This window comes from Chitinophaga silvatica (assembly GCF_003419895.1).
In the GTDB taxonomy this organism is placed as follows: domain Bacteria; phylum Bacteroidota; class Bacteroidia; order Chitinophagales; family Chitinophagaceae; genus Chitinophaga; species Chitinophaga silvatica.
Map to the genome: position 1 here is coordinate 169,169 of NZ_QPMM01000001.1, position 23,064 is coordinate 192,232.

General features: G+C 39.8%; 18 protein-coding genes. 10 read left to right on the forward strand and 8 right to left on the reverse strand.

From position 1 onward, the window contains the following. Nucleotide 1: 1 nt before the first annotated feature. On the reverse strand, nucleotides 2–673 hold the full coding sequence (locus tag DVR12_RS00630; RefSeq protein ID WP_116973521.1) for a response regulator transcription factor: 672 nt from the start codon (nucleotides 671–673) through the stop codon (nucleotides 2–4). Nucleotides 674–862: 189 nt separating this feature from the next. Between DVR12_RS00630 and DVR12_RS00635 the strand changes: the two genes are divergently transcribed. Next, nucleotides 863–1,255 (forward strand): hypothetical protein, encoded by a 393-nt coding sequence (locus DVR12_RS00635; protein ID WP_116973522.1) that lies wholly within the window; start codon nucleotides 863–865, stop codon nucleotides 1,253–1,255. A 62-nt stretch (nucleotides 1,256–1,317) separates the two neighbouring features. Here DVR12_RS00635 and DVR12_RS00640 read toward each other — a convergent pair whose 3' ends face one another. Both DVR12_RS00640 and DVR12_RS00645 read right to left on the reverse strand, forming a co-directional pair. Continuing rightward, nucleotides 1,318–2,583: a glycoside hydrolase family 71/99-like protein gene (locus tag DVR12_RS00640; RefSeq protein WP_116973523.1), complete on the reverse strand. Its 1,266-nt coding sequence runs from the start codon at nucleotides 2,581–2,583 to the stop codon at nucleotides 1,318–1,320. Nucleotides 2,584–2,835: 252 nt separating this feature from the next. Continuing rightward, complete coding sequence (locus DVR12_RS00645) at nucleotides 2,836–5,721, reverse strand: ligand-binding sensor domain-containing protein (RefSeq protein ID WP_116973524.1); 2,886 nt, start codon at nucleotides 5,719–5,721, stop codon at nucleotides 2,836–2,838. Between the two features lie 232 nt (nucleotides 5,722–5,953). Here DVR12_RS00645 and DVR12_RS00650 point away from each other — a divergent pair, with 232 nt between their 5' ends. The 3 genes from DVR12_RS00650 to DVR12_RS00660 all read left to right on the forward strand — a co-directional run bounded on the left by DVR12_RS00650 (nucleotide 5,954) and on the right by DVR12_RS00660 (nucleotide 9,885). Then, nucleotides 5,954–7,132: a DUF5009 domain-containing protein gene (locus DVR12_RS00650; RefSeq protein ID WP_116973525.1), complete on the forward strand. Its 1,179-nt coding sequence runs from the start codon at nucleotides 5,954–5,956 to the stop codon at nucleotides 7,130–7,132. A 24-nt stretch (nucleotides 7,133–7,156) separates the two neighbouring features. Then, nucleotides 7,157–9,010: a glycosyl hydrolase family 18 protein gene (locus DVR12_RS27715; protein WP_199417009.1), complete on the forward strand. Its 1,854-nt coding sequence runs from the start codon at nucleotides 7,157–7,159 to the stop codon at nucleotides 9,008–9,010. Between the two features lie 92 nt (nucleotides 9,011–9,102). Beyond that, a complete protein-coding gene (locus DVR12_RS00660) occupies nucleotides 9,103–9,885 on the forward strand; it encodes a ThuA domain-containing protein (protein WP_199417010.1) in 783 nt (260 codons plus the stop codon). Here the strand turns inward: DVR12_RS00660 and DVR12_RS00665 are convergent. The 4 genes from DVR12_RS00665 to DVR12_RS00680 all read right to left on the reverse strand — a co-directional run bounded on the left by DVR12_RS00665 (nucleotide 9,871) and on the right by DVR12_RS00680 (nucleotide 15,217). Next, on the reverse strand, nucleotides 9,871–10,980 hold the full coding sequence (locus DVR12_RS00665; RefSeq protein ID WP_116973526.1) for a serine hydrolase domain-containing protein: 1,110 nt from the start codon (nucleotides 10,978–10,980) through the stop codon (nucleotides 9,871–9,873). The two genes, DVR12_RS00660 and DVR12_RS00665, sit on opposite strands and share 15 nt — an antisense overlap. Nucleotides 10,981–10,992: 12 nt before the next feature. Beyond that, the gene (locus DVR12_RS00670; protein WP_116973527.1) at nucleotides 10,993–12,756 is read right to left on the reverse strand and encodes an ABC transporter ATP-binding protein; all 1,764 of its coding nucleotides are present in this window, start codon (nucleotides 12,754–12,756) and stop codon (nucleotides 10,993–10,995) included. After that, entirely contained in the window at nucleotides 12,740–14,464 is a 1,725-nt protein-coding gene (locus DVR12_RS00675) for an ABC transporter ATP-binding protein (RefSeq protein ID WP_116973528.1), read from the reverse strand. The genes DVR12_RS00670 and DVR12_RS00675 overlap by 17 nt, the downstream gene beginning before the upstream one ends. Before the next feature lie 189 nt (nucleotides 14,465–14,653). Then, nucleotides 14,654–15,217 (reverse strand): NADPH-dependent FMN reductase, encoded by a 564-nt coding sequence (locus DVR12_RS00680; RefSeq protein ID WP_116973529.1) that lies wholly within the window; start codon nucleotides 15,215–15,217, stop codon nucleotides 14,654–14,656. Nucleotides 15,218–15,672: 455 nt separating this feature from the next. On the opposite strand from DVR12_RS00680, the gene DVR12_RS00685 reads away from it, so the two are divergent. After that, on the forward strand, nucleotides 15,673–16,434 hold the full coding sequence (locus DVR12_RS00685) for an SDR family NAD(P)-dependent oxidoreductase (RefSeq protein ID WP_116973530.1): 762 nt from the start codon (nucleotides 15,673–15,675) through the stop codon (nucleotides 16,432–16,434). Nucleotides 16,435–16,460: 26 nt separating this feature from the next. Beyond that, on the forward strand, nucleotides 16,461–16,847 hold the full coding sequence (locus DVR12_RS00690; protein WP_116973531.1) for a hypothetical protein: 387 nt from the start codon (nucleotides 16,461–16,463) through the stop codon (nucleotides 16,845–16,847). On the opposite strand, the gene DVR12_RS00695 is transcribed toward DVR12_RS00690, so the two are convergent. Beyond that, nucleotides 16,844–18,148 (reverse strand): sensor histidine kinase, encoded by a 1,305-nt coding sequence (locus tag DVR12_RS00695; RefSeq protein WP_116973532.1) that lies wholly within the window; start codon nucleotides 18,146–18,148, stop codon nucleotides 16,844–16,846. The two genes, DVR12_RS00690 and DVR12_RS00695, sit on opposite strands and share 4 nt — an antisense overlap. 240 nt (nucleotides 18,149–18,388) lie before the next feature. Between DVR12_RS00695 and mrdA the strand changes: the two genes are divergently transcribed. The 4 genes from mrdA to DVR12_RS00715 all read left to right on the forward strand — a co-directional run bounded on the left by mrdA (nucleotide 18,389) and on the right by DVR12_RS00715 (nucleotide 23,064). Continuing rightward, nucleotides 18,389–20,302: a penicillin-binding protein 2 gene (mrdA, locus tag DVR12_RS00700; RefSeq protein WP_233522105.1), complete on the forward strand. Its 1,914-nt coding sequence runs from the start codon at nucleotides 18,389–18,391 to the stop codon at nucleotides 20,300–20,302. A gap of 21 nt (nucleotides 20,303–20,323) precedes the next feature. Then, nucleotides 20,324–21,121, forward strand: a complete 798-nt coding sequence (locus DVR12_RS00705) for an alpha/beta hydrolase (RefSeq protein ID WP_116973534.1) — start codon at nucleotides 20,324–20,326, stop codon at nucleotides 21,119–21,121. A gap of 24 nt (nucleotides 21,122–21,145) precedes the next feature. After that, complete coding sequence (locus DVR12_RS00710; RefSeq protein WP_116973535.1) at nucleotides 21,146–21,736, forward strand: TetR/AcrR family transcriptional regulator; 591 nt, start codon at nucleotides 21,146–21,148, stop codon at nucleotides 21,734–21,736. 344 nt (nucleotides 21,737–22,080) lie between these two features. Beyond that, on the forward strand, nucleotides 22,081–23,064 hold the full coding sequence (locus DVR12_RS00715; protein WP_116973536.1) for a GlxA family transcriptional regulator: 984 nt from the start codon (nucleotides 22,081–22,083) through the stop codon (nucleotides 23,062–23,064).

The following is a 23,064-nucleotide window of genomic DNA, read 5'->3' on the forward strand; positions in this document are numbered from 1 at the left end:
GTTAGCCAAAGCGGTATCCGGTACCATACACAGTATTGATATAATCTTCTCCACCTGCTTCCAGCATTTTTTTCCTGAGATTTTTTATATGTGTGTAAATAAAGTCGTACGATCCGGCTGTATCATATTCGTCGCCCCATAAATGGCTGGCTAAAGCCGATTTTGTTACAACCCGATGTTGATTTGCAATGAAATATAAAAGTAACTGATATTCTTTTCCTGTTAAGGTAAGACTTCTGTTATTGATTAATACAGTTTTAGAAGCTGGTTTGATGGTAATTTCATTGAAGTTGATAACAGGGTTACCATCAAAGTTCTTTCGTCTTAATATTGCATTAATCCTTGCATTCAGCTCGGATAAATGAAAAGGCTTGGTGAGATAGTCGTCAGCTCCCAGTTCCAGCCCTGTCAGCTTGTCTTCCAGGGCGTCTTTGGCGGAAATAATAATGATTCCGGCTTTGGATTCCTGGGATTTTAACTCTTTTACGATATCTAACCCGCTTCCTAATGGTAATCCAATATCAGCGACAATACAATCATAATCAAACTCGGAGACCTTTTCTATTGCCTGCCTGAAGTCTGCAGCATATTCGCAGATATAGCCCTGCCTTTGTAAATATTCCTGCATATTGGCTCTTAGAATTGGTTCATCTTCAATTATCAAGACTTTCATGCGCTAAAAATAATGATAATTTCTAAAGGAAATCTGTAGGACAGAAATATGGATTTCATTGTTAGGTATCCATATTATTGAATGGATATTTATGAAATGAAGAGCATTTATGTTGATTTTTTTATTCTCATCTTAAAACTGAGAAATTAAAAAAATCGTAAGTAGAATACAGACCTAATCAATCAATCTATGAACCTTTACTTCAAACTGGTAGCAGATGGGTTGTTTCTTAATAAGTTATCCCGCCAAACCGCGTCAATTTATGCGACAGATGAGGAAACGAAAGAGCTAATTGCTCTGATGGATAATATTCCAAATGCCAGGTCAGTTGCTTCTATGTGCAGGAAAATGAATAGAACAGGTGAACTGGAGAAACGATATAAAACGCAGGATCCCGCGGTGCGATGGTTAGAAATGGAACAATATATTCTAAACAGGGAAATCAGAAGGAGAGACAATCAACAGAAATTTATTTTTATGACAGTGCTGTTCCTCATTTTAGGATTCTTTTCCTACTATTATGGACTTCAGCTGCTTACAGCCAATAACAGGCATGTCATAAACACTTCTATTAAGCGTTAATTATACGCTTAAAATCCTGGCCTAATTTTCATCAGGCCAGGAGGTATTATTATTCTAGGTTATTATTTTCTTTCAGGCATCTTTATGCTAACTGGTTTCTCACTCCGCAACATTTTCGCAGCCTCACCGGTAAGCCATAAGTAATGATCAGAAGGTTTTCCATCGAGATTAATAAATGGTGTAGTACTGCTCACCGGAGGTGTATCCGTGGTTTTGAAAATAGCAGTAGCCTCATTTACTTCATCAAACATGGCTACATATAACATATTGGCACCTGCAGTTAAGAGTGTTGATATTTGTTGCCAGTAGAATCTACCTCCTTGTCTGGGGATCGATCCGGATGGTTTCACATCATCAGGGAACTCATATTTGCTCAGGTTATGCCAGCTAAAACCAGGAGTTACACACGGCACGTAATCTATGTTATGCTCCCTGCACCATTTTACATCATCGAGGTACATATCTCTGAATCTATCCATGTCATTGTGCAACAATGGTGAGTAACGTTGTACGGTCCATGGTAATACAATATCAGACTGAGTAATCAGGGTATGTAAATAAGGATCAGGTAAGCAATCGGCATTAAGTGTTCTCCAGGAAGTAGGTACTCCGATCATAATGGCGCAGTTACCGTAAACAGGATCATTTTTCAGGAAGTTGATCAGTTTTTCGAGCCCGATGTTTCTTATGTTATAGGGGCGGTCAGGAAATCCAACTCCCCAGATAGCTACTATTGGCTTGCCATTGTGGTGCAGATAGGTTTTTGCGCCTGCCTGATTAGTTACTTTCAATTGATCTACCAGGTATTTCCAATCTTCAATGATAGCAGAGCAATCTTCGTTCTTGCCTGCCAGTCCTGAAAGGTCATACATTACTGCAATGGCTCTTTTATACTTGGAAGCAGCAGCGAAGGCATTTTTCAGGATAATAGTAGAACTGCTGTCTCTACGCTTGGCCGCTCCGAAGAAACGTTGCATAAAAACGCCATCTACCCCATATTCCTGCATCCATTTAAAGTGGATGTCTACCGTACTTTTATCAAGAGAGCTAAAGAAACGGGCATTCTCGCCGTTTGCGTTCTTAAATGGAGTGGGATAAGTTTTCTCATATTCACTTACATCAGGCCACATATCAATCCCACTGCGGGTTTCATCGCCATAGGCAAATCTTCTGGCACCGGAACCATCTCCTTCTGCACGGAACCATCCCTGATAGCCAGCCATTACCAGGCCATGATACGATGGGTATTGGGTTTCTTTACTGTGCTTCAGCTGTGCCAGGGCAGGAACAGTCAACAGTATCAGGAAAGCAGATAAAATACGTCTCATATTATAACTCGTTGTTTGACAAAATCGCATAGGGTGTTGGCAAACCTTTTTCATAAACGGGAATTTTTTTTGAAAAAAGAGAATCCGGAGAACCGGATCCTCCATTTGGTTGCATTCACCTAGTTGTGTTTTCTTCTGGATTGTAGCTCCAGAATTTGCATGCAATTACGAGTCAATGCGCTAACAAGTGCGTTAACAAAGCATTAATGCGGGTAATTAATTGGATATTAATTAGTTTTTTCAGGTTTTTTCCTAAGATTCTACCACCTGGATAAGAAAATCATAGAGATTTACTGCTGTAGCCAATTGAAGTTTTTTACGCAAACGATACCGGCTGATCTCAACTCCTTTTACAGAAATATTCATTAATTGTGCTATTTCCTTGGAGCTAAGATTAAGTTTTAGGTATGCACAAAGTTTGAGGTCGGTAGTACTGAGAACTGGAAATTTCTTTTTCAGTGTACTAAGGAAATTGTGATGTACTTCATCGAAATGGGCTGCAAATTGTTCCCAATCAGTTCCTTTTTCTGCATCTTCGAGCAATCTGAATATAGGTTTAAAGTCAGTAGCCGTTTCTGACAACTCCTTTTTCTTCAATAAATAACTTAGTTCTTCTTTAATCCTTGAGATTAATTGGCCCCTGCTTACCATATGCATTGTAACGGTAGCCAATTCTTTATTTTTTAGATTGATCTCTGTAGCCAGTTTATCATTTTGTAAGGCAATTATTTCCTTTTCATTCCTGAATAGTTCCAGCTGGTGCTGATAATGCATTTGCTTCCTGGCTGTTTCATGCTGCTGCTCCAGGTTCTGAAGTCGTTTGCGATGCCAGTGTAACAGCTGGAAGATTCCCGTAGCTACGGCTGCTATATATAATAGGTAAGCCCAAACAGTTTTATACCAGGGTGGTAATATTATAAAGGTATAACTGATGGCTTCTGAAATATTTCCGGAAGTATTTTTCGCCCTAACTAAAAAATTATAGGTGCCGGAAGGGAGATTGGTAAAGTCTTTCTCCGTACGATCCGACCAATCAGACCATTCTTTATCCCAACCGGTCAACCGGCAGCTAAACAAAATGCTGTTGGGTTGCTGGTATGCACTGGCGGTAAATTCGAAGCGTAATGAGTTACAATCGGCCGGCAGGGTAGGTGCTACCGCCTGAGCTACCGGAATATAACCTCCAAATAAAACACTATCCCGAGGTGATAGTGCTGTAACTGCATTCAACATCACTCCCATTTGAGTGTTGGTTCTTACATATTGTTCGTAATTAATATGATAGATCCCTTTGGAAGAACAAATGAAGATATTCTGCTGATCATAGGGATAAATATAACCCGGACTTGTATTTGCCTGTGCCGGAAGTGATGGAAACCAGTTGATCGTAAAATTGTTTTGGTCGGAAGACTGGCTGAAGTCAACCACTCCGATCAACTGATTACTTACAAACCAGATGTTTCCGAAGTTATCTTCTGTCAGATAACGAACGGGCATATCTTTAAAAATGGGTTTGAAAAAGGAAGAAACTGCCCATTTGCCTGTCGCTTCATTATATTCATAAATTCCTTTCTCTGTAGCTGCAACCACCCGGTTCTTTAATCTGTATACAAAGTTGTTGGTGTTTCCAGGTAAACCATCTTTTTGAGAAAAGATATTTTTCCTGATCACCGTTTTCTGATCATCAGATAATGAGATTCTAAAAACTCCCCGGTAGGGATGGGAACCCCAGATGATTCGATTATCGCTGGCGAGAAAACGCATAGATTCATACAGGCTGTCTACTTTTCTGACGTTTTCAGGTTTAAGGTTCTTATCTATGACTAATAAACCTGTATAACTGCCTGCAATCAACTGATGCGGATGGGTAGTTTGCGGAAGAAATGTCCATACGCCTTGTTGGGTGGCAAGTGGGGTAGCATTTCCATTACTAATTACAAAGGCTCCATCCTGATGTGCCATTAATAATTGTTTATCCACTTCCTGTAATGCCCAAACCTGTCCATTGGTTTGTGCTACTTCTGTAAAGTTGCCACTACCCGTACTGAAGTCTTTATCCTGTAAACGTAGGGGAAGAGTATAGAGGCCATTTGATGTACCTACAAAGAGATGATCATTATGTACAATTACTGAAGTACCTGAAACCTGGTTATACTTATCCGGATAAATATGTTTCAGTGCTGTATTATAATTAATGAAATCCAATCCATTCTCTAATCCCAACCATAAATTCTGATCTCTGTCCTGAAACAGGCTTAGTACATTATTGTGCTGTAATCCTTCGTTTCTGCTGAAATGCTGCAATAGCTGTCCATTTTCATCAAGGATGAATAAACCATTTCCGGTAGTACCTATGGCATATCTTTTCCCTAATTGTTTAATGGAATTTATGCGGTCTTTCAACAGCAGAGGATCAATACTTGTTTTAAAAGGGGTAAGCCTGCGCTGATGCAGAAAAAATAAACCATTACTTAAGGAGGCTACCAATAATGTGTCGTGCCTGTAATTGGTCATATCCCTGATGCGTAAATGAGCATAGGAATTTTCTGCACATGCCGTCTCCCACTTATTATTTTGTAGTGTGAGTAAGCCCTGAGATCTGTCGTTGGTATATAACCGGCCATTTAGCCAGGTCATCATCATCCAGCCTCCGGGTGCATCCAGGAAATTGATTTTGTTTTCTTTCAGCTCAAAAATACTCTCTATAGTTCTGAAGTATACGGCTTGTGGAGTGATATTAATATCCCAGATATCTGCAAATTGGTGGTCAACCGGTGGAACTAAATGTTTGAGGGAATGATATATTAATAACCCGTTTGTTGCAGGTTCGAAATACCCTATTTCATCATGGCCTCCCACATATACCTTACCACTACTGTCTATGGCCAGTGAACGGATACTTGCCTTGTTGGGAAGCGGATGCAGTTGCCAGTATCGTCCGTTGAATGTAAGCAATCCATCATTGTTGGCAATATAAAGGATTCCATTTTTATCTTGTTGCTGACATCTGATTTCTGCTGAAGCATGAAAGTCTTTGCTATTGTAACTAATAATATCGGGTAGTCCGATCGTATTTTGAGCAGTTAATGACTCAAATAAAAAAATAGATAAAAGGAAAAATGGAATAACTTTCAGCATAGTTGCCAACAAAATAGCAAAAAAAGAACGGGTTGTAACCTATAGTTGTCAATATCCGGTTTGTAGTGGTGATGTAGTAGTAAAAAATATTGATTATCAATAGTAGTAGTAGAGTTGTTAAGGTGAAAAAGTAGTAGTTGATTGTTTAAATTCAGATATTTGTTAAGGCCGTTTATTGCTATTTCCACGTTGCTGACTGAATCCTGTGCCACAACCAAAATTCTATAATTCCATGAGTATTCCCAATAAGCCAAGCCGACAATTATCGATCGATGCTTTCCGGGCTATCACTATGTTACTGATGATCTTTGTAAATGATGTGAGTGGGGTCAGTAATATTCCAAAATGGATAGACCATGTAAGCGGGAGAGCAGATGGATTAGGATTCGCTGATACTGTATTTCCTACCTTCCTGTTTATTGTCGGATTATCTATGCCTATAGCGATTGGTAACCGTTTAAAAAAACAGGAAAGCTTTATTAGAATTGAATCTCATATAATATTAAGATCTCTGGCTTTAATTGTCATGGGCTTTTTCCATGTCAATCTCGAAAGCTACAGCGATCAGGCAGTTCTTCCTCATGCAATTTGGGAATTGATCATAACAATTAGCTTCTTTCTGATATGGCTCGATTATCCATCAACTGTCTCTAAATCGTTGCAGGTTGTATTTAAAGGAAGCGGGATCGCCCTACTTATACTAATGGCTGTTTTATATACCGGGGAACACGGATCAGGAATCCGGGGAATGAGATTGTCGTGGGGCGGAATTTTAGGAATTATCGGTTGGGCGTATCTGATCAGTGCAACCTTATACTTATTGATAAGAGGTAATCTTATATTGACAGGCGTACTGTTGTTGTTGTTCCTTGGAATCAATATTGGTGATCATGGCAGATGGTTAAGCATTTATATCTGGCCTTTGGGGGATGCTTCTTCAGTAACCCTGGTGATGGGAGGTGCTTTCATTGGAGCCCTTTATCATCATTACCGTACTGCAAATAAATTGAATCAGCTTTGGATTGTATTTGCATTGATCGGTACAGGCGCTATCCTGGCTGGATTGATACTTAGGCCATATACTGATGGTATTTCCAAAATCAGAAGCACACCAGCCTGGGTTCTTATTTGTGGCGGTCTTGCAGTGATCATTTTTGAATTATTAATTTATTTGGTAGATATAAAAGGGAAAGTAAAATGGTTTAAATGGATTAAGCCAGCCGGAACCAGTACTCTTACCTGTTATCTGATGCCTTATTTATTATATAGCCTCATGAGTTTATCTCATTTGTGGTACCCTCATTGGTTTAATACCGGCATTGGAGGTATTCTGCGTTCGTTTGTTGTTGCTTTTGTTTTGATTATGGTAGTTGGATGGATGGAAAAGAAACACTTACGTTTAAAAATCTAACAATTAATCTATTAAAAAGAAATTATGAAGTATTTGCATTCACCAAAAAAAGGAGGTATCTGTTTTTTAATGCTACTCACGGTTTTCCTCAACGCTACTGCTCTCCAGGCTACATCAAAGAAGCCCGGAGGGCAGGGAAAACCCGTTGTCATTGGGTATGTAGGCGGATACAGAGGATTGGTAAATGTTGAAAAAATAGCAGCCAGCAAACTAACGCATATCAACTATGCCTTTGTAAATGTAATTGCTAACCGTGCTGTACTGAGCAATCTGAAAACAGATACAATAAATCTCCGTTTATTAAATCAACTTAAACAAAAAAATCCCGATCTCAAAATCCTGATCTCATTGGGCGGATGGTCGTGGAGCGAAAATTTCTCAGATGCTGTACTAACAGATACCAGCCGTAAAGCCTTTGCTGCAAGTGCTGTAGATATAGTAAGAAAATATGGAATAGATGGAGTGGATATCGACTGGGAATACCCAGGTCGCCCGGGTGAAGAAGGAAATGTTTACAGACCGGAAGACAAACAGAACTTTACATTGATGTTTGCCGAACTTCGTAAAGAATTGAATAAGCTGGAGAAAAAGACAAAGCGCAAACTTCTTCTTACTACAGCAACCGGAGGTTTCCCACAATTCCTGGAAACTACCGAAATGGGCAAGGCACAACAGTATCTCGACTATGTAAACCTGATGACCTACGATATTTACTCAAGTAAAGTTGCCGGACATCATACCTGCTTATATGCTTCCGCTGTGAATCCGGATGGACTGTCGGCCGATCGTGCTGTTAAGGCTTATGTTGCAGCAGGAGTGCCAATCGAAAAACTGGTAATGGGCCTTGCATTTTATAGCCGTAGATTTATTGTTGAAGATAGCACCGGAACCGGACTGGGAGATAAAATTGTAAAACAGTCGTTTGGTCGTGGCTATACGTTTATGAAAGATAGTATGATCAATAAGAATGGTTATAAAGCCTACTGGGATGATCAGGCTAAAGCTCCGTATATGTTCAATCCCTCTACCAGGGAGTTTCTGACCTATGATGACGAGAGATCTGTTCAGGCAAAATGCGATTATGTGAAAGCCAACAAAATGGGTGGGGTAATGTTCTGGGAGTATTCCAGTGATGAAAAAGAATACCTGCTCGATGAAATCAATAATTCATTTAGTGTACATAACCCACATCCATCCTTTACTGCTTTGGTATTGTATGAAAATGGCGGTCACCATGTTGCCTTTTCAAAAACTGCCAGAGTATGGCTGAATAAATTGGGGGAGACAAAAAACATCAACTTCGATTTTATCAACAACACAGATTCCATCAATGATAATTATCTGAAAAAATATAAGTTATTCATTCAGCTCGATTATCCTCCTTATGCCTGGAAACCCGAAGCTGCAAAGGCTTTTGAGCATTATATAAATGATGGAAAGAAAGGTTGGATAGGGTTTCATCATGCTACCTTACTGGGAGAATTTGACGGATATCCTATGTGGCAATGGTTTTCGGCTTTCATGGGTGGTATTAGGTTTAAAAACTATATCGCCGGATTTGCAGATGCAAAGGTTATAGTAGAAAATAACCAGCATCCTGTAATGAAAGGAATAGATAAAAATTTTCAAATCAGTAAAGAAGAATGGTACACCTATGATAAAAGCCCAAGGGCTAATGTGCAGGTGCTGGCCAGTGTAGATGAAGCCAGCTACCAGCCCGCTTCTGATGTGAAAATGGGCGACCATCCGGTGGTTTGGTCTAACAACCAGTACAAAGCAAAGAATTTATACATTTTCATGGGCCATGGTCCGTGGTTATTCAATAACTCAACTTATACCAGATTAGTAGAAAACGCCATTTCATGGGCGGCTAACTAAAAGCAGCAAAACTCATTTTTTACTCACCGTTGATAGTTCGGGGCTTGCTCCGCAGGCCCCTTTTTACCCTATAAAACACCAAATCCATAGTTATGAGCAGCACAATGAAAATACTCCTATGTCTTATTTTATGTTTAACCAGCAATTCTAAAGTAGTAGCCCAGTCTCCATTATTCAGAGTATTGGCATTTTATAATACCCGTGTAGAACCAGATCACGTGGATTTTGCCAGGGATGCCATCTCGTTTTATAAACACCTGGCCACAGAACGACATTTCCAATTTGATACAACCACCGATTGGTCGAGAATGAATCCTGCTGACCTGAAGAAATATGAAGTGGTTTTATGGTTGAATTTTTTTCCTACCACCGCGGAGCAACGAAATGGATTTACAGAATATATGGAGAAGGGTGGAGGATGGATTGGTTTTCATGTTGCCGGGTATAACGATAAGTATACACAATGGCCCTGGTTTGTACAATTTATGGGTGGAGCAGTTTTTCATAACAATAACTGGCCCCCATTACCTGCACGGTTACACGTAGAACCAACCAGGCACCAGGTGACCCGCCACCTGCCTGCCGATTATGTAAGCCCTGCCAATGAATGGTATCAATGGATTCCAAGCCCAAGAGAACAAAAAGATATTCAGGTATTGGTAACTTTAGATCCCTCTAATTACCCATTGGGAAGGAAAAATCTACTGACCTTTGGAGATATTCCTGTCGTATGGACTAACAAAAAATTCCATATGCTATATATTAACATGGGGCATGGAGATAAAATTTTTACAGATTCAGTGCAAAACAAAATGTATGAAGATGCCATTATGTGGGTAGGGCAAAAAGCAGGGAAGTCTTTACTGAATAAATAAATCCAGTGTAGGCCAGGGTGTTTTAGGATCATTTACGGCTTTCCATAATAAGCCATCCAGGTCATTGAAGAAAGCACCATCGGTACGGGTATTACAAAGCATTACCCAATTGAACTCATTATGGCCACGAATAATTTCTGAAGCTGTACCCGGCAATGAACCGGAATGCCACCAATTATTGTAAGGATTAACGGCCAACCCTAAAGCATATCCGCTGTTAGCAGCTGATCCTGTTGTTAAAGCACTGATGCTGGCAGCAGTCAGTATATCTTTGGGGTTTGGAAATCCATCTATCTGCACCAAAAATTTTGCTAAGTCATTTGCCGAGGCTATCCAACCTCCGTGAGCATCCATTCTTGTGATATTATAGATGTATGGCTGTTCGGCATTCTGACCATAATAGATGACCTCGTCCTTACGTTTATTCTGCAGGGTATTACCTCCTATCTGCATAGTGCTGATGCCACATGGCTTAAGAACTGCCTGCTGCACATAGCTTTCATAACTTTGCTTACTGAGTTTTTCAATAATTCTTCCCAGGATGCAATAGCCAAAATTTGAATAGTCATATACAGTGCCGGGTGGGTGTTGGAGAGGTTGGTGGTCAATCGTCCAGCTAATTAATTCATCAGCGCTCATTTTAGGATGAGAAAACATAGGATCGTTACTATTGTTACCCCAGCCACCGGAAGTATGTTGAAGTAGTTGTTTTATAGTAATTTCCTGTAATTGTTTGTTATAAGGTTGATGCCCGTATCTCGTGCCCAGAATTGCCTTTTCTCCGAATACCTTATCGGCAAGTGAACATTTGCCGGCTTCCACCAATTTCAGAATCGCAACAGCCGTGATACTTTTAGATACGCTGGCGATTCTGAAAAGGTTATTTGGAGTAGCTCGAATATGATTGATTGTATCTGCAAATCCATATCCCTTACTGTAAATCAGTTTTCCATGGTGGGTGATGGCGATAGCCATCCCGGGAACCTGATAACGCTGCATAAATGCAGTTACCGCACTATCAACTTCAGGAACAGATTGAGCTTTAAGCGCGAAACAACTGCAAAGGCACAGCAGGAAAGGGATATAGTATTTCATCTACCTAAAATACTAACTTTCTCTAGATCCTTCCATAATCTTTTCCATAGCATTCTGAAGGCTGCCAGCTTTTACCACTTCACCCGAGTTTACAAAGTAGATCTCATCGGCATTTTCAATTGTATTAAGCCTATGGGCAATGATCACCTTAGTGGTTGTGGTAGGGAGTTTTTGTAGGATTTCTTCCAGCAATTGTTCTGTTACTGTGTCGATATTCGCAGTAGCTTCATCGAGGATCAGGAGGTCTGGTTTTCTTAATACCGCTCTCATAAAAGCAATGATCTGCTTTTGACCAAGACTGATACCTTCTCCGCCACCTACTACTTTGGTATCCAACCCTTGTTCGAAGATGGCAAGTAGTTTTTCGAGATTGCTGGCTTTTATAACATTGAGTAGCTCTTCATTGGAAGCATTCTGATAAGCAATGTTGCCATACAAAATGTTTTCTTTAATGGTGCCTGTAAACAGAAACGGCTCCTGGAGAATAAAACCAATTTTATTGGTTCGCTCTTCATTGCTATAGCTACGAATATCACGACCCGAAAGTAAAACGACACCCTGGGTTGGATCGTATAATCTGGCTATCAGTGAAGCAGTGGTTGTTTTACCTCCACCTGTAGGTCCTACTAATGCATAGGTTTTACCTGGTTCCAGATTGAGATTGATGTTATGTAAAATTTCCTTGCCTTCAGGATAGCCAAAATGTACATTGCGAAATTCAACCAGGGCAGTTGAAGCAGGAGTTACTTCTTTTTTAGGAATAATTTCAAGATCTGATTCTAAATTCAGAATCTCTGAAATCCTATCCCATCCTGCCATCGCTACCTGGAAATTGGCCCATAAAGTAGCAAGTTGACGCAACGGAGAATAGAAATAGTTTGCATATCCGAGATAGGCCAATACCAGTCCTATAGTAAATTCTCCTTGTGTAATCAGGTAAACACCAATTACCAAAACCAGTAGTTGCGCAATGCTGGAACACATTGAGTAAAATGGAAGGTAAATGTTATTGGCAATACCAGCACTAGTAGCAGTTTGATAGTTGTTGTTGTTGGCCTCACTGAAGCGCTTCCTGAAGTAATCGCGACGGTTAAACGCAACTATTGCTTTGAAGTTGCCCAGGCTTTCCTGAATTTCAGCACTTAATGCCCCCACTGTTTTCAGGTTGATAGCATTTTTCCTTTTCACCCAAGGGGAAAGTATCCTGGTAAAAATTAATATAATCAGGGCAGGAAACAAAGTAACCAGGCCCATTTTGAAGTTGAGGGAAATCAGGAAGATACCTGCACCTATCATGCCGGCAAGGCTGCCGATAAACTGCATTAATGCCTGAGAAAAGAATTGATTCAACTTATCGGTATCATTGTTTACCCGCGAAATAAGGTCACCGGCTTTATTCTGATTAAAGAAGGCAACAGGTAACTGCTGAATTTTAAAGAAGATGGCATTGCGTAGTGTGAAAAGTGTACGTTGCCCCACCCGGCCCATTAGCTTGGTTTGAAAATAGCTGGTAAACAGGGCAATCAAATACATGCCTATCAGAACACTGGTACAAAGTATGAGGCCATGGTAGTTCTTTTTTACAATGAAATGATCCACTGCATAGCTGACCAGTAGCGGCCCCATTAAGTTGAGCAATGCATTTAAAAGAATAGCACCGAATGCCAGCAACAGATTCTTCTTTTCATGAGTGATCAGTTGCAGCAAATTCTTAAATGCTGTATAATTAGAAGCACGCTGGCCTTTATTTATATTATTATTAAGATTGTAATTCATAGTTGCTGGTGCTTTGCTGGGAGTTATAGATCTGTATATATTCTGGGCTGCTATGCATCAGTTCATGGTGTGTACCTATAGCAACTATTTCTCCTTGCATTAAGAGAATAATTTTATCGTAATTAGTTACGGCATCAATTTTCTGAGTTACCGATACCAGTGTAATCCCAGGGTATGCCGTTTCTACATTTTTAAGAATTTTCTTTTCCGTATTAGTGTCTACCCTGGCGGTAAAGTCATCCAATAATAATACAGTTGGCTTAATAGCCAGGGCTCTTGCCAGCATTATTCTTTGTTTCTGACCGCCGGAAAGGCTGGTACCGCGTTCAGAAACCACTGAATCAAGTTTTTCCGGCAATGTATTAATGAAAGCAGATAATTCAGCAGTATTTATAGCCTTCTCCATATCAATTTCCGTAACACTTTCATTGAAGGCAATATTTTCTCTGATGCTCATATTAAAAATGATGCTATCCTGAAATACCAGTCCAACCTGGCGGTGATAAGCCTCATTATTAAAATCAATTACCGGATGCTGATCTACCAGCACCTCTCCGGAGGTAGGCTGAATTAGTCCGGTGAGCAGGTATAATAGCTGTGTTTTGCCTGCGGCGGTAGGTCCGATAATGGCTACTTTACTTCCTGCCGCAATGTCGAAAGAAATATTTTTTAGAATTGGTCTTTCGCCATAACTGAGACTTACATTCTTAAAAGAGATATTTCCTTTGATGGTTTCGCTGATATTACCTGCCGGCATGGTATCCGGAAGCTCCAGTACATTACTGATGCGTTGATAGGAGGCAGTTGCCTGTGCGATAATATTGCTCATAAATCCAATCAGGATAATAGGGAATATAAGCAAAGCCAGGTAGGTACTGAATGCAGTAAAATCTCCCAGTGTCATTGAATCTACAATCACGAAATGACCACCAATCAGCAAAATAGCAACGGTACCCATACTTGCCGAAAAAGTGATGATGGGCATCAGACCTGCAAAGAGTTTCACGATCGAAATACCAAAGTTCATTGCTTTGGTATTGGCTTCCACAAATTTTCCCTCTTCGAGTTGCTGGCTGTTCACTACCCTGATGATGGCAGCACCTAAGATGCTTTCATTAATTACCTTATTCAACCAGTCCATTACTTCTCTGGCTTTTATAAATAAGGCACGCACTTTTCGTAATACCAGGAAGAAGGTTATACCTATGATTGGTACTATGGCAATAATTATCAGTCCTAATTTCCAGTTGATGGTTAATAGCAGTACACTAACACCAACAATAATGAAGACGGATGAGATTAATGAAACAATAGCCTGCGATACGTATAGTTTGATGCTATCAACATCTGCAATCAGATTGGTAAGTAATCGGGAAGGGTTGGCCTGCTCTACCCAGGCATAACTCTGGGTGGAGATCTTTTCAGCAATTTTATTCCTTAATTCCAAAGCCACTTTCTCAGACAACCTTACCTGCAGTATATTTTGGAGGTAGGTGAAAAGCAGAATGCATACCACTGCTGAAAGAAAAGTAACCAGGATGGGTGTTAATTGAAAATTATGTTTTTCATAAGCATCAATACTGTTTCCAATAATTTTAGGAAGAATTATATTTATCCCACTACTAAGTAATGTAAATGTTATCAGGAGTAAGACCATGGTCCTGTATGGTCGTAACAAACTGAATAAACCAGGTTTTTTTTGTTTCATCTTTTCAACTTATAAATTGGGTATTCACAATGAGACGTATTCGGGAAGCAAATATTGTATATTATTTCCCAAGATATAAATTTTTATACGGTCATCTGTTAAAAAACAAAGAACGTAATAGAAAGCATAACATATAAGTAATGTTTACTTCCTATTTACGTTCTGTATAGAGAGGGATCTTATTTTGAATTAAGAGGCAGTGGCCATTTTTTTCCCGTTGATGGCACTGGCAAGCCATTCAAACTCATCCAGGAATTTTTGTGATGAGCGTAGGGTATGCTCATTTACGAGTTCCTGTTTTTCGTTAAACGCACCATAGATTTCAGGAACCAGCAGCCTGGTAGGAACGCAATAGGCACCAATATTTATGACTACCTGAGATAACTGTTGTACCGCGTTGATACCTCCGAATTTACCTGCACTTACACCTACCACTCCAATTACTTTTTTGTGAAATTCAGCGGAGAAGTAATCCATTGCATTTTTTAATACGCCTGAAAAGCTGCCGTGATATTCGGGAGTTACCAAAATAATAGCATCCGCAGTATGAAGTTGGTGACTCATTTTTAATGCAGCATCGGGCAACTGTGGGTGCTTGCCAACTCTTTCTTCCAGCATGGGTAAGGAGATAGTGGCAAGATCTAAAACTTCCACTTCGTGATGCTTATCATTTAATTGCTGACTTAAATAATAGCCTATTTTATGAGACTGACGGCCTTGTCTTATACTTCCTATTAGAACAGCGATTTTCATGTAAACTGGTTTCAGGTGAATAAATACCTGTGACTACCGACGAGATCATGTAGCAGAAGGGCTATTGCATGTGGTATAAACAACTGGCAATGTAGGCATCATCCCGTCCGGGATATTACTCTTACCCGGTGACGCCTACACTCAGTTGATACTAGCGGTACAAAGATAGGAGGTTTTTTAAATAAACCAAATAAACACTTGGTTTATTATGAAAAATATTCCCCTTTATCTGTAGGGCCATTATTGCAAGCGCTGGATTGCTATTCCTGCCAGTAACAAGTAGGAACCTAATTAATGGTCGGTACCGGGTTTTATCCCTTGAACGTGAAAGCCCAATTTTTCTTAACTTCAATATTAACCTCAAAAAAACTTAAACACTCACCATTTTTACTTAAACTGTCACCATACCCTAATAGCCGCTTTAGTGGAACTTTGTATCACTAAATCATAAAAATATGGCTGTAAAGAAAATAGCATTGGTAACCGGAGGTAGCAGGGGCCTGGGAAAGAATATGGCCCTTAAATTAGCCCAGCAAGGTCATGATATTATTATTACCTATAAAAGCAATCAGGACGATGCAAATGCTGTTTTGTCTGAGATCGCTAAAGCAGGTAGTAACGGTGCCGCATTCAAACTGGATACTGCAGATGTATCATCTTTTGATTCCTTTTTCGCAGAAATCAGTAAATATCTCCAGGAAACTACAGGTAAATCGGGTTTCGATTTCCTGGTGAATAATGCGGGGATCGACAGGCGGGCATTAATTCCCGAAACTACTGAAACCCAATTCGATGAATTGTGTAATGTGCATCTGAAAGGCGTTTTCTTCCTTACTCAAAAGGCCTTACCACTTATCGCAGATAATGGCAGAATTATCAATCTCTCTACCGGTCTGGCAAGATTCGTTACTCCCGGTTATGCCGCATACGCCGCAATGAAAGGGGGTATTGAGGTATTTACCAGGTACCTGGCCAAAGAAGTGGGGAGCCGCGGAATCACCGCCAACGTGGTAGCTCCGGGTATTATCGAAACCGACTTCACCAGGTCTGTTTTTGAGCATGCACCTCAGGCCATCCAGTTTATTACATCCCAAACGGCACTTGGCAGAACAGGAGTACCAGACGATATTGGTGGTATAGTTGCTTTCCTCTGCTCCGAAGACGCCCGATGGATTACTGCTCAAAGGATTGAAGCATCCGGTGGAATGTTTTTGTAACTTCCTCCTTTAAATCAAAATCAAATATGTCGGGAGAAGCAGTATTAAAAAAGTTGTATTTCATAAAGGCTGCAAATGCATTGATTGTTAATGCACCAGCCGAATACCTGGATATGATCGGGGAGGTTACCTATGATAAGGAACCTGAAAAAACGAAAAAAGGACAATACGACTTTGTACAGGTGTTTGCAATTGAGCAGGATGAATTGGTAGCATTATTGAAAAAAGTAGCTCCATATGCTAAACCTGATTGTTTCTTCTGGGCATGTTATCCCAAAGGAGGAAAGCTGAAAAGCAATATTAAACGAGAATCTGTGTGGGCGGCCTTCGAAACTATTCAGTTGGATGTTGTTAGCAGTGTATCTATAAATGATACCTGGACAGCCTTACGGGCCCGCCCCTTTAAAAGTTAATTGGCCAGTGGCAGTTCCAGGTAGAAGGAGCTGCCACCTTCCTGGTTATTTTGAAACCAGATTTTCCCATTCTGCGCATTGGTATATTCCCGGCAAAGGAAAAGCCCCATTCCAACCCCCTTTTCATTATCAGTTCCAAAGGTAGATCTGACTTTCAGAGAAAAAATATCTTCCTGCTGATGTATTCCATTCCCGCTATCCTTGACTTCTATTAAGCAATTTCCCTCAACAACACTGGTTCTTACTACTATTGTACCACCTGCAGGGGTAAACTTGGAGGCATTGCCAAGGAGGTTTCTTACAATCAATTGCAGCATGTTAAGGTCTGCCAGGACTTCCATCTCTTCATCTATATAAGTTTCCAATGATATCTTTTTCTTGGAAACCGCCAGTTTATTGATTTGCAGAATAGGCTGAATCGCATATGAAACATTTACTTTGGATAAATGTACATTAGGGCCATCCATCTGGGTTTTAGACCACATCAGGATATTGTACAGCATTTCCTGTGTGTTGTTTACCACATATAAAAGCTCTGCTTCAATCTGGGCTTTATCTTTGGGCTCCAGCTCAATCTCCTTTATCAGTTGTAAATAACTCTGGATTGATGCTAATGGATTCCGGAGGTCATGTGAGATGAGGGAAAATAATTTACTCTTCTCAGCATTCATGAGCTCCAGCGATTTATTCTTTTCATCACCTCTTTCCTTTTCCTTTCTGTAGGCATTTTTGAGATACATTGTACCTACAAAAATTACTACCACATCAGTAATGTAGGTAGGAGTCATGTCGGCAAACAAATCTTCTCTTGTGGCATAAACTGCTGCTACTGAGCTGGGATGATAATATTCATATATGATTACTCCAACCACCGTAGCCAGATTTAGTAGTAACCACCAGGTATATTGCCTGGGGGAACTGATCAGCATTGTCAGGAAGAAAGCCAGGGTAAAAGATAATAGGGAAGCGCCCTGAATACCTCCGCTGTAAAAATAGTTTACGGCAAAAAGTATATTCACCACAATTACCGACAATGCCACGCTGATGGTCAATTTATTTCGGAATCGCGAGAGGTAGTAAATCCCGGCAAAGGAAATAACTAATATACCAAAGATCAGAGAGGTCATTTTCAGACCAGTCAGATAATTATATGGTACATTGAAGGCGATAATAAATAAAGCTATTGCACAAATAGCATTGAAGATCCGGTTTTCAAGCGGAAAATCTTTTGGATTCCCGATTATCTGATATGACAGCTTCTTAAACAAAGGTAATAGGTTTCTATTGGCACTTAATAACATGCAAATGAATTTTGATGAAACGGGAGCCAGTTGGATGAACTATTGCAAAATTCGCAAATTTTCTGAATCCCGAAATCTTATTCTTTTTTACTAGAAACAATATCCGCGCCATTAATTTTTTTTATCAAAAATTATTTATATAAATAGTCTTCATATTTATTTTTATATAGCTTTGCAAAAGCGAATTTTTCCTCGCCATTTCCAATGTCAGTTTTTAATCAACCCAGACGACGCATAGTCGTGCTTATTATATTGGGACTAGCCATGGTCCTGATTGCCAGACTTTCCTATCTCCAAATTGTTGAGAAAAAATACCAACGTTTAGCCGATGCCAATGCAGTAACAAAAAAAATAGTCTACCCTAGCCGGGGAATTATTTTTGACAGAAAGAATAGAAGCATTCTGGGAAACGATATCCTGTACGATTTGGTAGTAACGCCGGCTGCGGTAAAAAATATCGATACCAGCTACCTATGCGAGATCCTGGAAATTAACAAGGAAGAATTTATTAAGCGTATAGGCGATGCCGTTAAACGGAATGGGAGAGTAAGGCCTTCCGTATTTGCCGGCTTATTGTCTGCCGCCACTTTCAGCCGTCTCCAGGAAAGCATGTATTTATTTCAGGCAGGATTCGAACTGGTACAAAGGCCTATTCGTTCTTATCCCTATAAAGCAGCAGCTAATATATTAGGCTATATCGGAGAAATCTCTCCTGGGATGCTTAAAACAGATAAATACAGCGATTATCAGTCGGGCGACTATATAGGTCTTACCGGTCTTGAAAAAACTTATGAGGATGTATTGATGGGGCAAAGAGGTACCCGATATATCATTAAGGATAACCTGAACAGGCCACAAGGCGCCCTTGAAAATGGCGACTTTGATACCGCTGCAATCGCAGGAAAAAATCTTCGTCTGTCTCTGGATATTGAATTACAGGTATTGGGAGAAGAATTAATGCGCAATAAAATAGGCAGTATTGTAGCCATCGATCCTTCTACCGGTGGTATTCTCGCGATGGTGAGCGGACCGGTTTTTGACCCAAATTTGCTTACCGGAAGTTCACGTACCAAAAACGTAAGTAAGTTATTCGTAGATCCTACCGAGCCATTTTTAAACAGAGGTATTCAGGCAACTTATCAACCCGGTTCCGCTATGAAGCCCTTAACAGCCATAGTTGCACTGGATGAAGGGCTGATCACTCCGGATTTTGGCTTCCCCTGCCATGGTGGTTATACCAGCTGTAAGTTTATTAAATGTTTGCATAGTGAAGCCGGTCATGCAGCCAACTTACGTGCTGCCATGGCTCATTCCTGTAACTCCTATTTCCTGCATTTATACCGGATGGAAGTGGATGACCGTAAATGGGGAGGAGTTAAAAAAGGCCATGCAAAATGGAAGGAGTATATGAGTCGATTTGGGCTGGGGCATAGGCTGGGTATAGATATTCCCGGAGAAAGCCCCGGTATTGTTGCAGATACTACAGTTTTAAATAAGAGATATAACGGAAACTGGAACTCCTGTTCAGAGCTATACGTAGGCATCGGCCAGGGCCAGGTTGCAGTTACTCCCTTGCAGATGGCAAATGCTATGTGCCTGATTGCCAATAAGGGTTCTTATTTTCTGCCCCACCTGGTAGAATCTATAGATCTGGATAGCTCCGACTTATTAAAGAAATTTAAAGAGAGGCATACAGTGGCTAAGATCTCGGATACTGCATATCACTCTGTAATTTATGGAATGGAAGATGTAATAGAACACGGAACCGGGAGAGGAGCCCAGATGAATGGGATTGCGGTATGCGGAAAAACCGGAACCGCACAAAACAGAGGAATTGTGAACGGTAAAGCGGTAGACCTTAAAGATCATTCTGTGTTTGTAGCCTTTGCACCCAGAGATAATCCAAAAATTGCTATTGCCGTAATTGTTGAAAATGCAGGAACAGGAGCCACATTTGCAGTTCCGATTGCTAATCTGATGATGGAGAAATATCTGAGAGATACACTTCCTCTTTCCAAACAACCCATCATGAAAAGAATGTTGGAAACTACTACTATCCAATTGTCCAAGTTGGAAACTTCTAAGATCGATTCACTGAATGCAACAACCGGTATGTTAACGTCAGAAGCTATTCTTAAGAAGTATTTTCATTAACTTATATGTAAATATGATTACATGAAGTGGTTCAAAAGAATAGCATTGAGCTTATTGGGATTGTATATTTTGATTTGCACATTGGTTTACTTCTTCCAGGAACATCTTATTTTTTTTCCTGAGAAATTGCCACAAGACTATAAGTTTCAATTCAATGAGCCGTTTATAGAGAAAAGTATTATTGTTGATAAGGGAATTATCTTGAATGGGTTACTGTTTCGTACACCCAACTCCAAAGGATGTGTGTTTTATCTGCATGGCAATGGAGGTTCTATTCGCAATTGGGGTGAAAAAGTGCAGCCCTATCTGGATTTAGATTACGATGTCTTTTTATTGGATTATAGAGGATATGGTAAAAGTAATGGAACTATTTCTAATGAAAATACTTTGTATAAAGATATTCAGGTGGCCTATGATTCCATCGTGCACATATATCCGGAAGATAAAATTACAGTATTAGGATATTCGCTGGGCACAGGTCTGGCAGCTAACCTGGTTAGTAAAAATCATCCAAAGCAGTTAATACTTCTGGCTCCCTACTATAGTTTTAGTCAAATGGCCAAAGAGCATTTCCCTTTTCTGCCAAAGGCTCTTATCAGGTATCACTTTCCAACCTGGGAGTATTTGAAGCAGATTAAAGCTCCGGTAACTGTTTTTCACGGAGATATTGATGAAGTGATTAACTGTAGCAATTCTACAGAATTACTGAAACCATATTTAAAGCAGGAAGATCACTTGTATGTATTACGAAATCAGCAACATGACGGTATTACGGATAATATAAGCTATTTGGGCTTCCTCCAACAATTACTTCCCTGACCTATTTATTTTATATTTGTAACTATGCGGTACAGAGATGAAAATAAGGTTCAGGCAATTCGTGAGCGGGCTATTGAAATGATAGCTAAAGAAGGATTGGAGAACTTCAGTATTAACCGGTTGGCTAAGGCGGCAGGTGTTTCTCCTGCTACGATTTATATTTATTATAAGGACAAGGAAGATCTGATTACCACTATTAGTATTGAAGAAGGACTGAGAATGGTTAGGGCTACCTTGAATGGCTTTGACCCCACAATGCCCTTTAAAGATGCATTATGGTTGCAATGGAAAAACAGGGCTGTATTTAATCTCGAAAATTCACAATCTGCATTTTTTTTCGATCAGTTAACCAATTCAACCTACCGCGAGCAAATGCTGGAGGTGACTTCAGAGGAGTATGCCAAAACAATAGGAAAGTATGTTAAAGGAGCTATGGACAATGGAGTAATTGAAGAAATGGCCTTGGTTACCTATTGGTCTTTAGCTTTTGCTCCATTATATTCCCTGATCAACTTTCATAAAGAAGGAAGAGATTTAAATGGAAAAAAATTTGAATTAACACCCGCTATTCTGGAACAGGCATTTAATTGTGTTATTAAAGGGTTGCTCAAATAATAATTTCAACTTACTATTCTTCAGATTTAAAGTGTTGGAATCCAGCGATCTTTATCTATTCCATAATCCAATAACCGTTATTTAAGAACAAAGCAATAGTACGAATTGGTATTAATGATGTATTTCATAGTAATCGATGGGTAGTATCAGAGATTTCAATGGATTATATTATCGTATACTTAGGAGAGGATTGCAGACAGTTAATGATTGGATTTAGCTATCGTTTTGGAAATCTGATGTTTACAAAAGAAAGGATAGAAAATGCTGATTGGATAATGAATCTAAGCGTGTAAAATGAACAAAATGATTGTTGATTTAATAATGTTTTCTCTTAGATTTGAATTATGAAGCAAGTTGCAATAATTGTTCCCCGCGGGGCCGTTGCTTTAAGTTGCATAGAAGGCCCTTTAGTTTGTTTTAGTAAAGTAAATGATTTCCTAGCCCAAGCAGGTCAATCCCCATTATTCCATGTAAAACTTATGGGTACCTCTTTAGAGCCGGTAGTTTATCATCACTTTTTTAAAGTAACTCCAGATGTTCAGCTTTCAGATGACTATAAACCAGATTTGATAGTTATTCCGGCTGTTAATGGAGAGTGGAATGAAGTAGTGAAAAGTAATGAACCATTCTTAAAATGGATTGCTGACCAAAGAAATCAAAATGGTGCAGAAGTGGCCAGTTTATGTGTTGGAGCATTCTTACTGGCTGGTACTGGTTTGCTTGCGGGAAAGCGTTGCGCAACCCATTGGGGTGCTGTTGGTGATTTCAATAAAATGTTCCCGGAAGTAGAACTGGTTTCTGAAAGAATTATTATTGATGAAAATGGAATTTATTCCAGCGGTGGTGCTAATTCATTCTGGAATTTACTGATCTATCTGGTTGAGAAATATGTAAGCAGAGATATGGCCATCGTTTTATCGAAATACTTTGAAATTGAGATCGATAGAGATAACCAGGCTACTTTCAGCATTTTTAAGGGTCAGCGCACCCATCAGGACGAATCTGTGCTCTTGGCCCAGGACTTTATAGAAAGTAACTGGGGCGAGAAAATTACAGTAGAGCAATTGGCAGAAAAATTTGCTGTAGGGCGCCGAAGTCTTGAAAGAAGATTTAAAAAAGCAACCAGCAACACCGTTACAGAATATATCCAACGCGTGAAAATGGAGGCTGCAAAGAAAAGCTTCGAAACCAGTCTGAAAAATATCAATGAAATTATGTATGAAGTAGGCTATTCAGATACAAAGGCCTTCAGAAATATCTTTAAGAAAAATACAGGGTTATCGCCTATGGAGTATAGAAATAGGTTCAATAAAACTGAATTGAAATAG

Excerpts from the sequence above, each read along its gene's own strand:
- DVR12_RS00630 (WP_116973521.1), bottom strand. The coding sequence starts at position 673 with ATGAAAGTCTTGATAATTGAAGATGAACCAATTCTAAGAGCCAATATG.
- DVR12_RS00635 (WP_116973522.1), top strand. The coding sequence starts at position 863 with ATGAACCTTTACTTCAAACTGGTAGCAGATGGGTTGTTTCTTAATAAG.
- DVR12_RS00640 (WP_116973523.1), bottom strand. The coding sequence starts at position 2,583 with ATGAGACGTATTTTATCTGCTTTCCTGATACTGTTGACTGTTCCTGCC.
- DVR12_RS00645 (WP_116973524.1), bottom strand. The coding sequence starts at position 5,721 with ATGCTGAAAGTTATTCCATTTTTCCTTTTATCTATTTTTTTATTTGAG.
- DVR12_RS00650 (WP_116973525.1), top strand. The coding sequence starts at position 5,954 with ATGAGTATTCCCAATAAGCCAAGCCGACAATTATCGATCGATGCTTTC.
- DVR12_RS27715 (WP_199417009.1), top strand. The coding sequence starts at position 7,157 with ATGAAGTATTTGCATTCACCAAAAAAAGGAGGTATCTGTTTTTTAATG.
- DVR12_RS00660 (WP_199417010.1), top strand. The coding sequence starts at position 9,103 with ATGAGCAGCACAATGAAAATACTCCTATGTCTTATTTTATGTTTAACC.
- DVR12_RS00665 (WP_116973526.1), bottom strand. The coding sequence starts at position 10,980 with ATGAAATACTATATCCCTTTCCTGCTGTGCCTTTGCAGTTGTTTCGCG.
- DVR12_RS00670 (WP_116973527.1), bottom strand. The coding sequence starts at position 12,756 with ATGAATTACAATCTTAATAATAATATAAATAAAGGCCAGCGTGCTTCT.
- DVR12_RS00675 (WP_116973528.1), bottom strand. The coding sequence starts at position 14,464 with ATGAAACAAAAAAAACCTGGTTTATTCAGTTTGTTACGACCATACAGG.
- DVR12_RS00680 (WP_116973529.1), bottom strand. The coding sequence starts at position 15,217 with ATGAAAATCGCTGTTCTAATAGGAAGTATAAGACAAGGCCGTCAGTCT.
- DVR12_RS00685 (WP_116973530.1), top strand. The coding sequence starts at position 15,673 with ATGGCTGTAAAGAAAATAGCATTGGTAACCGGAGGTAGCAGGGGCCTG.
- DVR12_RS00690 (WP_116973531.1), top strand. The coding sequence starts at position 16,461 with ATGTCGGGAGAAGCAGTATTAAAAAAGTTGTATTTCATAAAGGCTGCA.
- DVR12_RS00695 (WP_116973532.1), bottom strand. The coding sequence starts at position 18,148 with ATGTTATTAAGTGCCAATAGAAACCTATTACCTTTGTTTAAGAAGCTG.
- DVR12_RS00705 (WP_116973534.1), top strand. The coding sequence starts at position 20,324 with ATGAAGTGGTTCAAAAGAATAGCATTGAGCTTATTGGGATTGTATATT.
- DVR12_RS00710 (WP_116973535.1), top strand. The coding sequence starts at position 21,146 with ATGCGGTACAGAGATGAAAATAAGGTTCAGGCAATTCGTGAGCGGGCT.
- DVR12_RS00715 (WP_116973536.1), top strand. The coding sequence starts at position 22,081 with ATGAAGCAAGTTGCAATAATTGTTCCCCGCGGGGCCGTTGCTTTAAGT.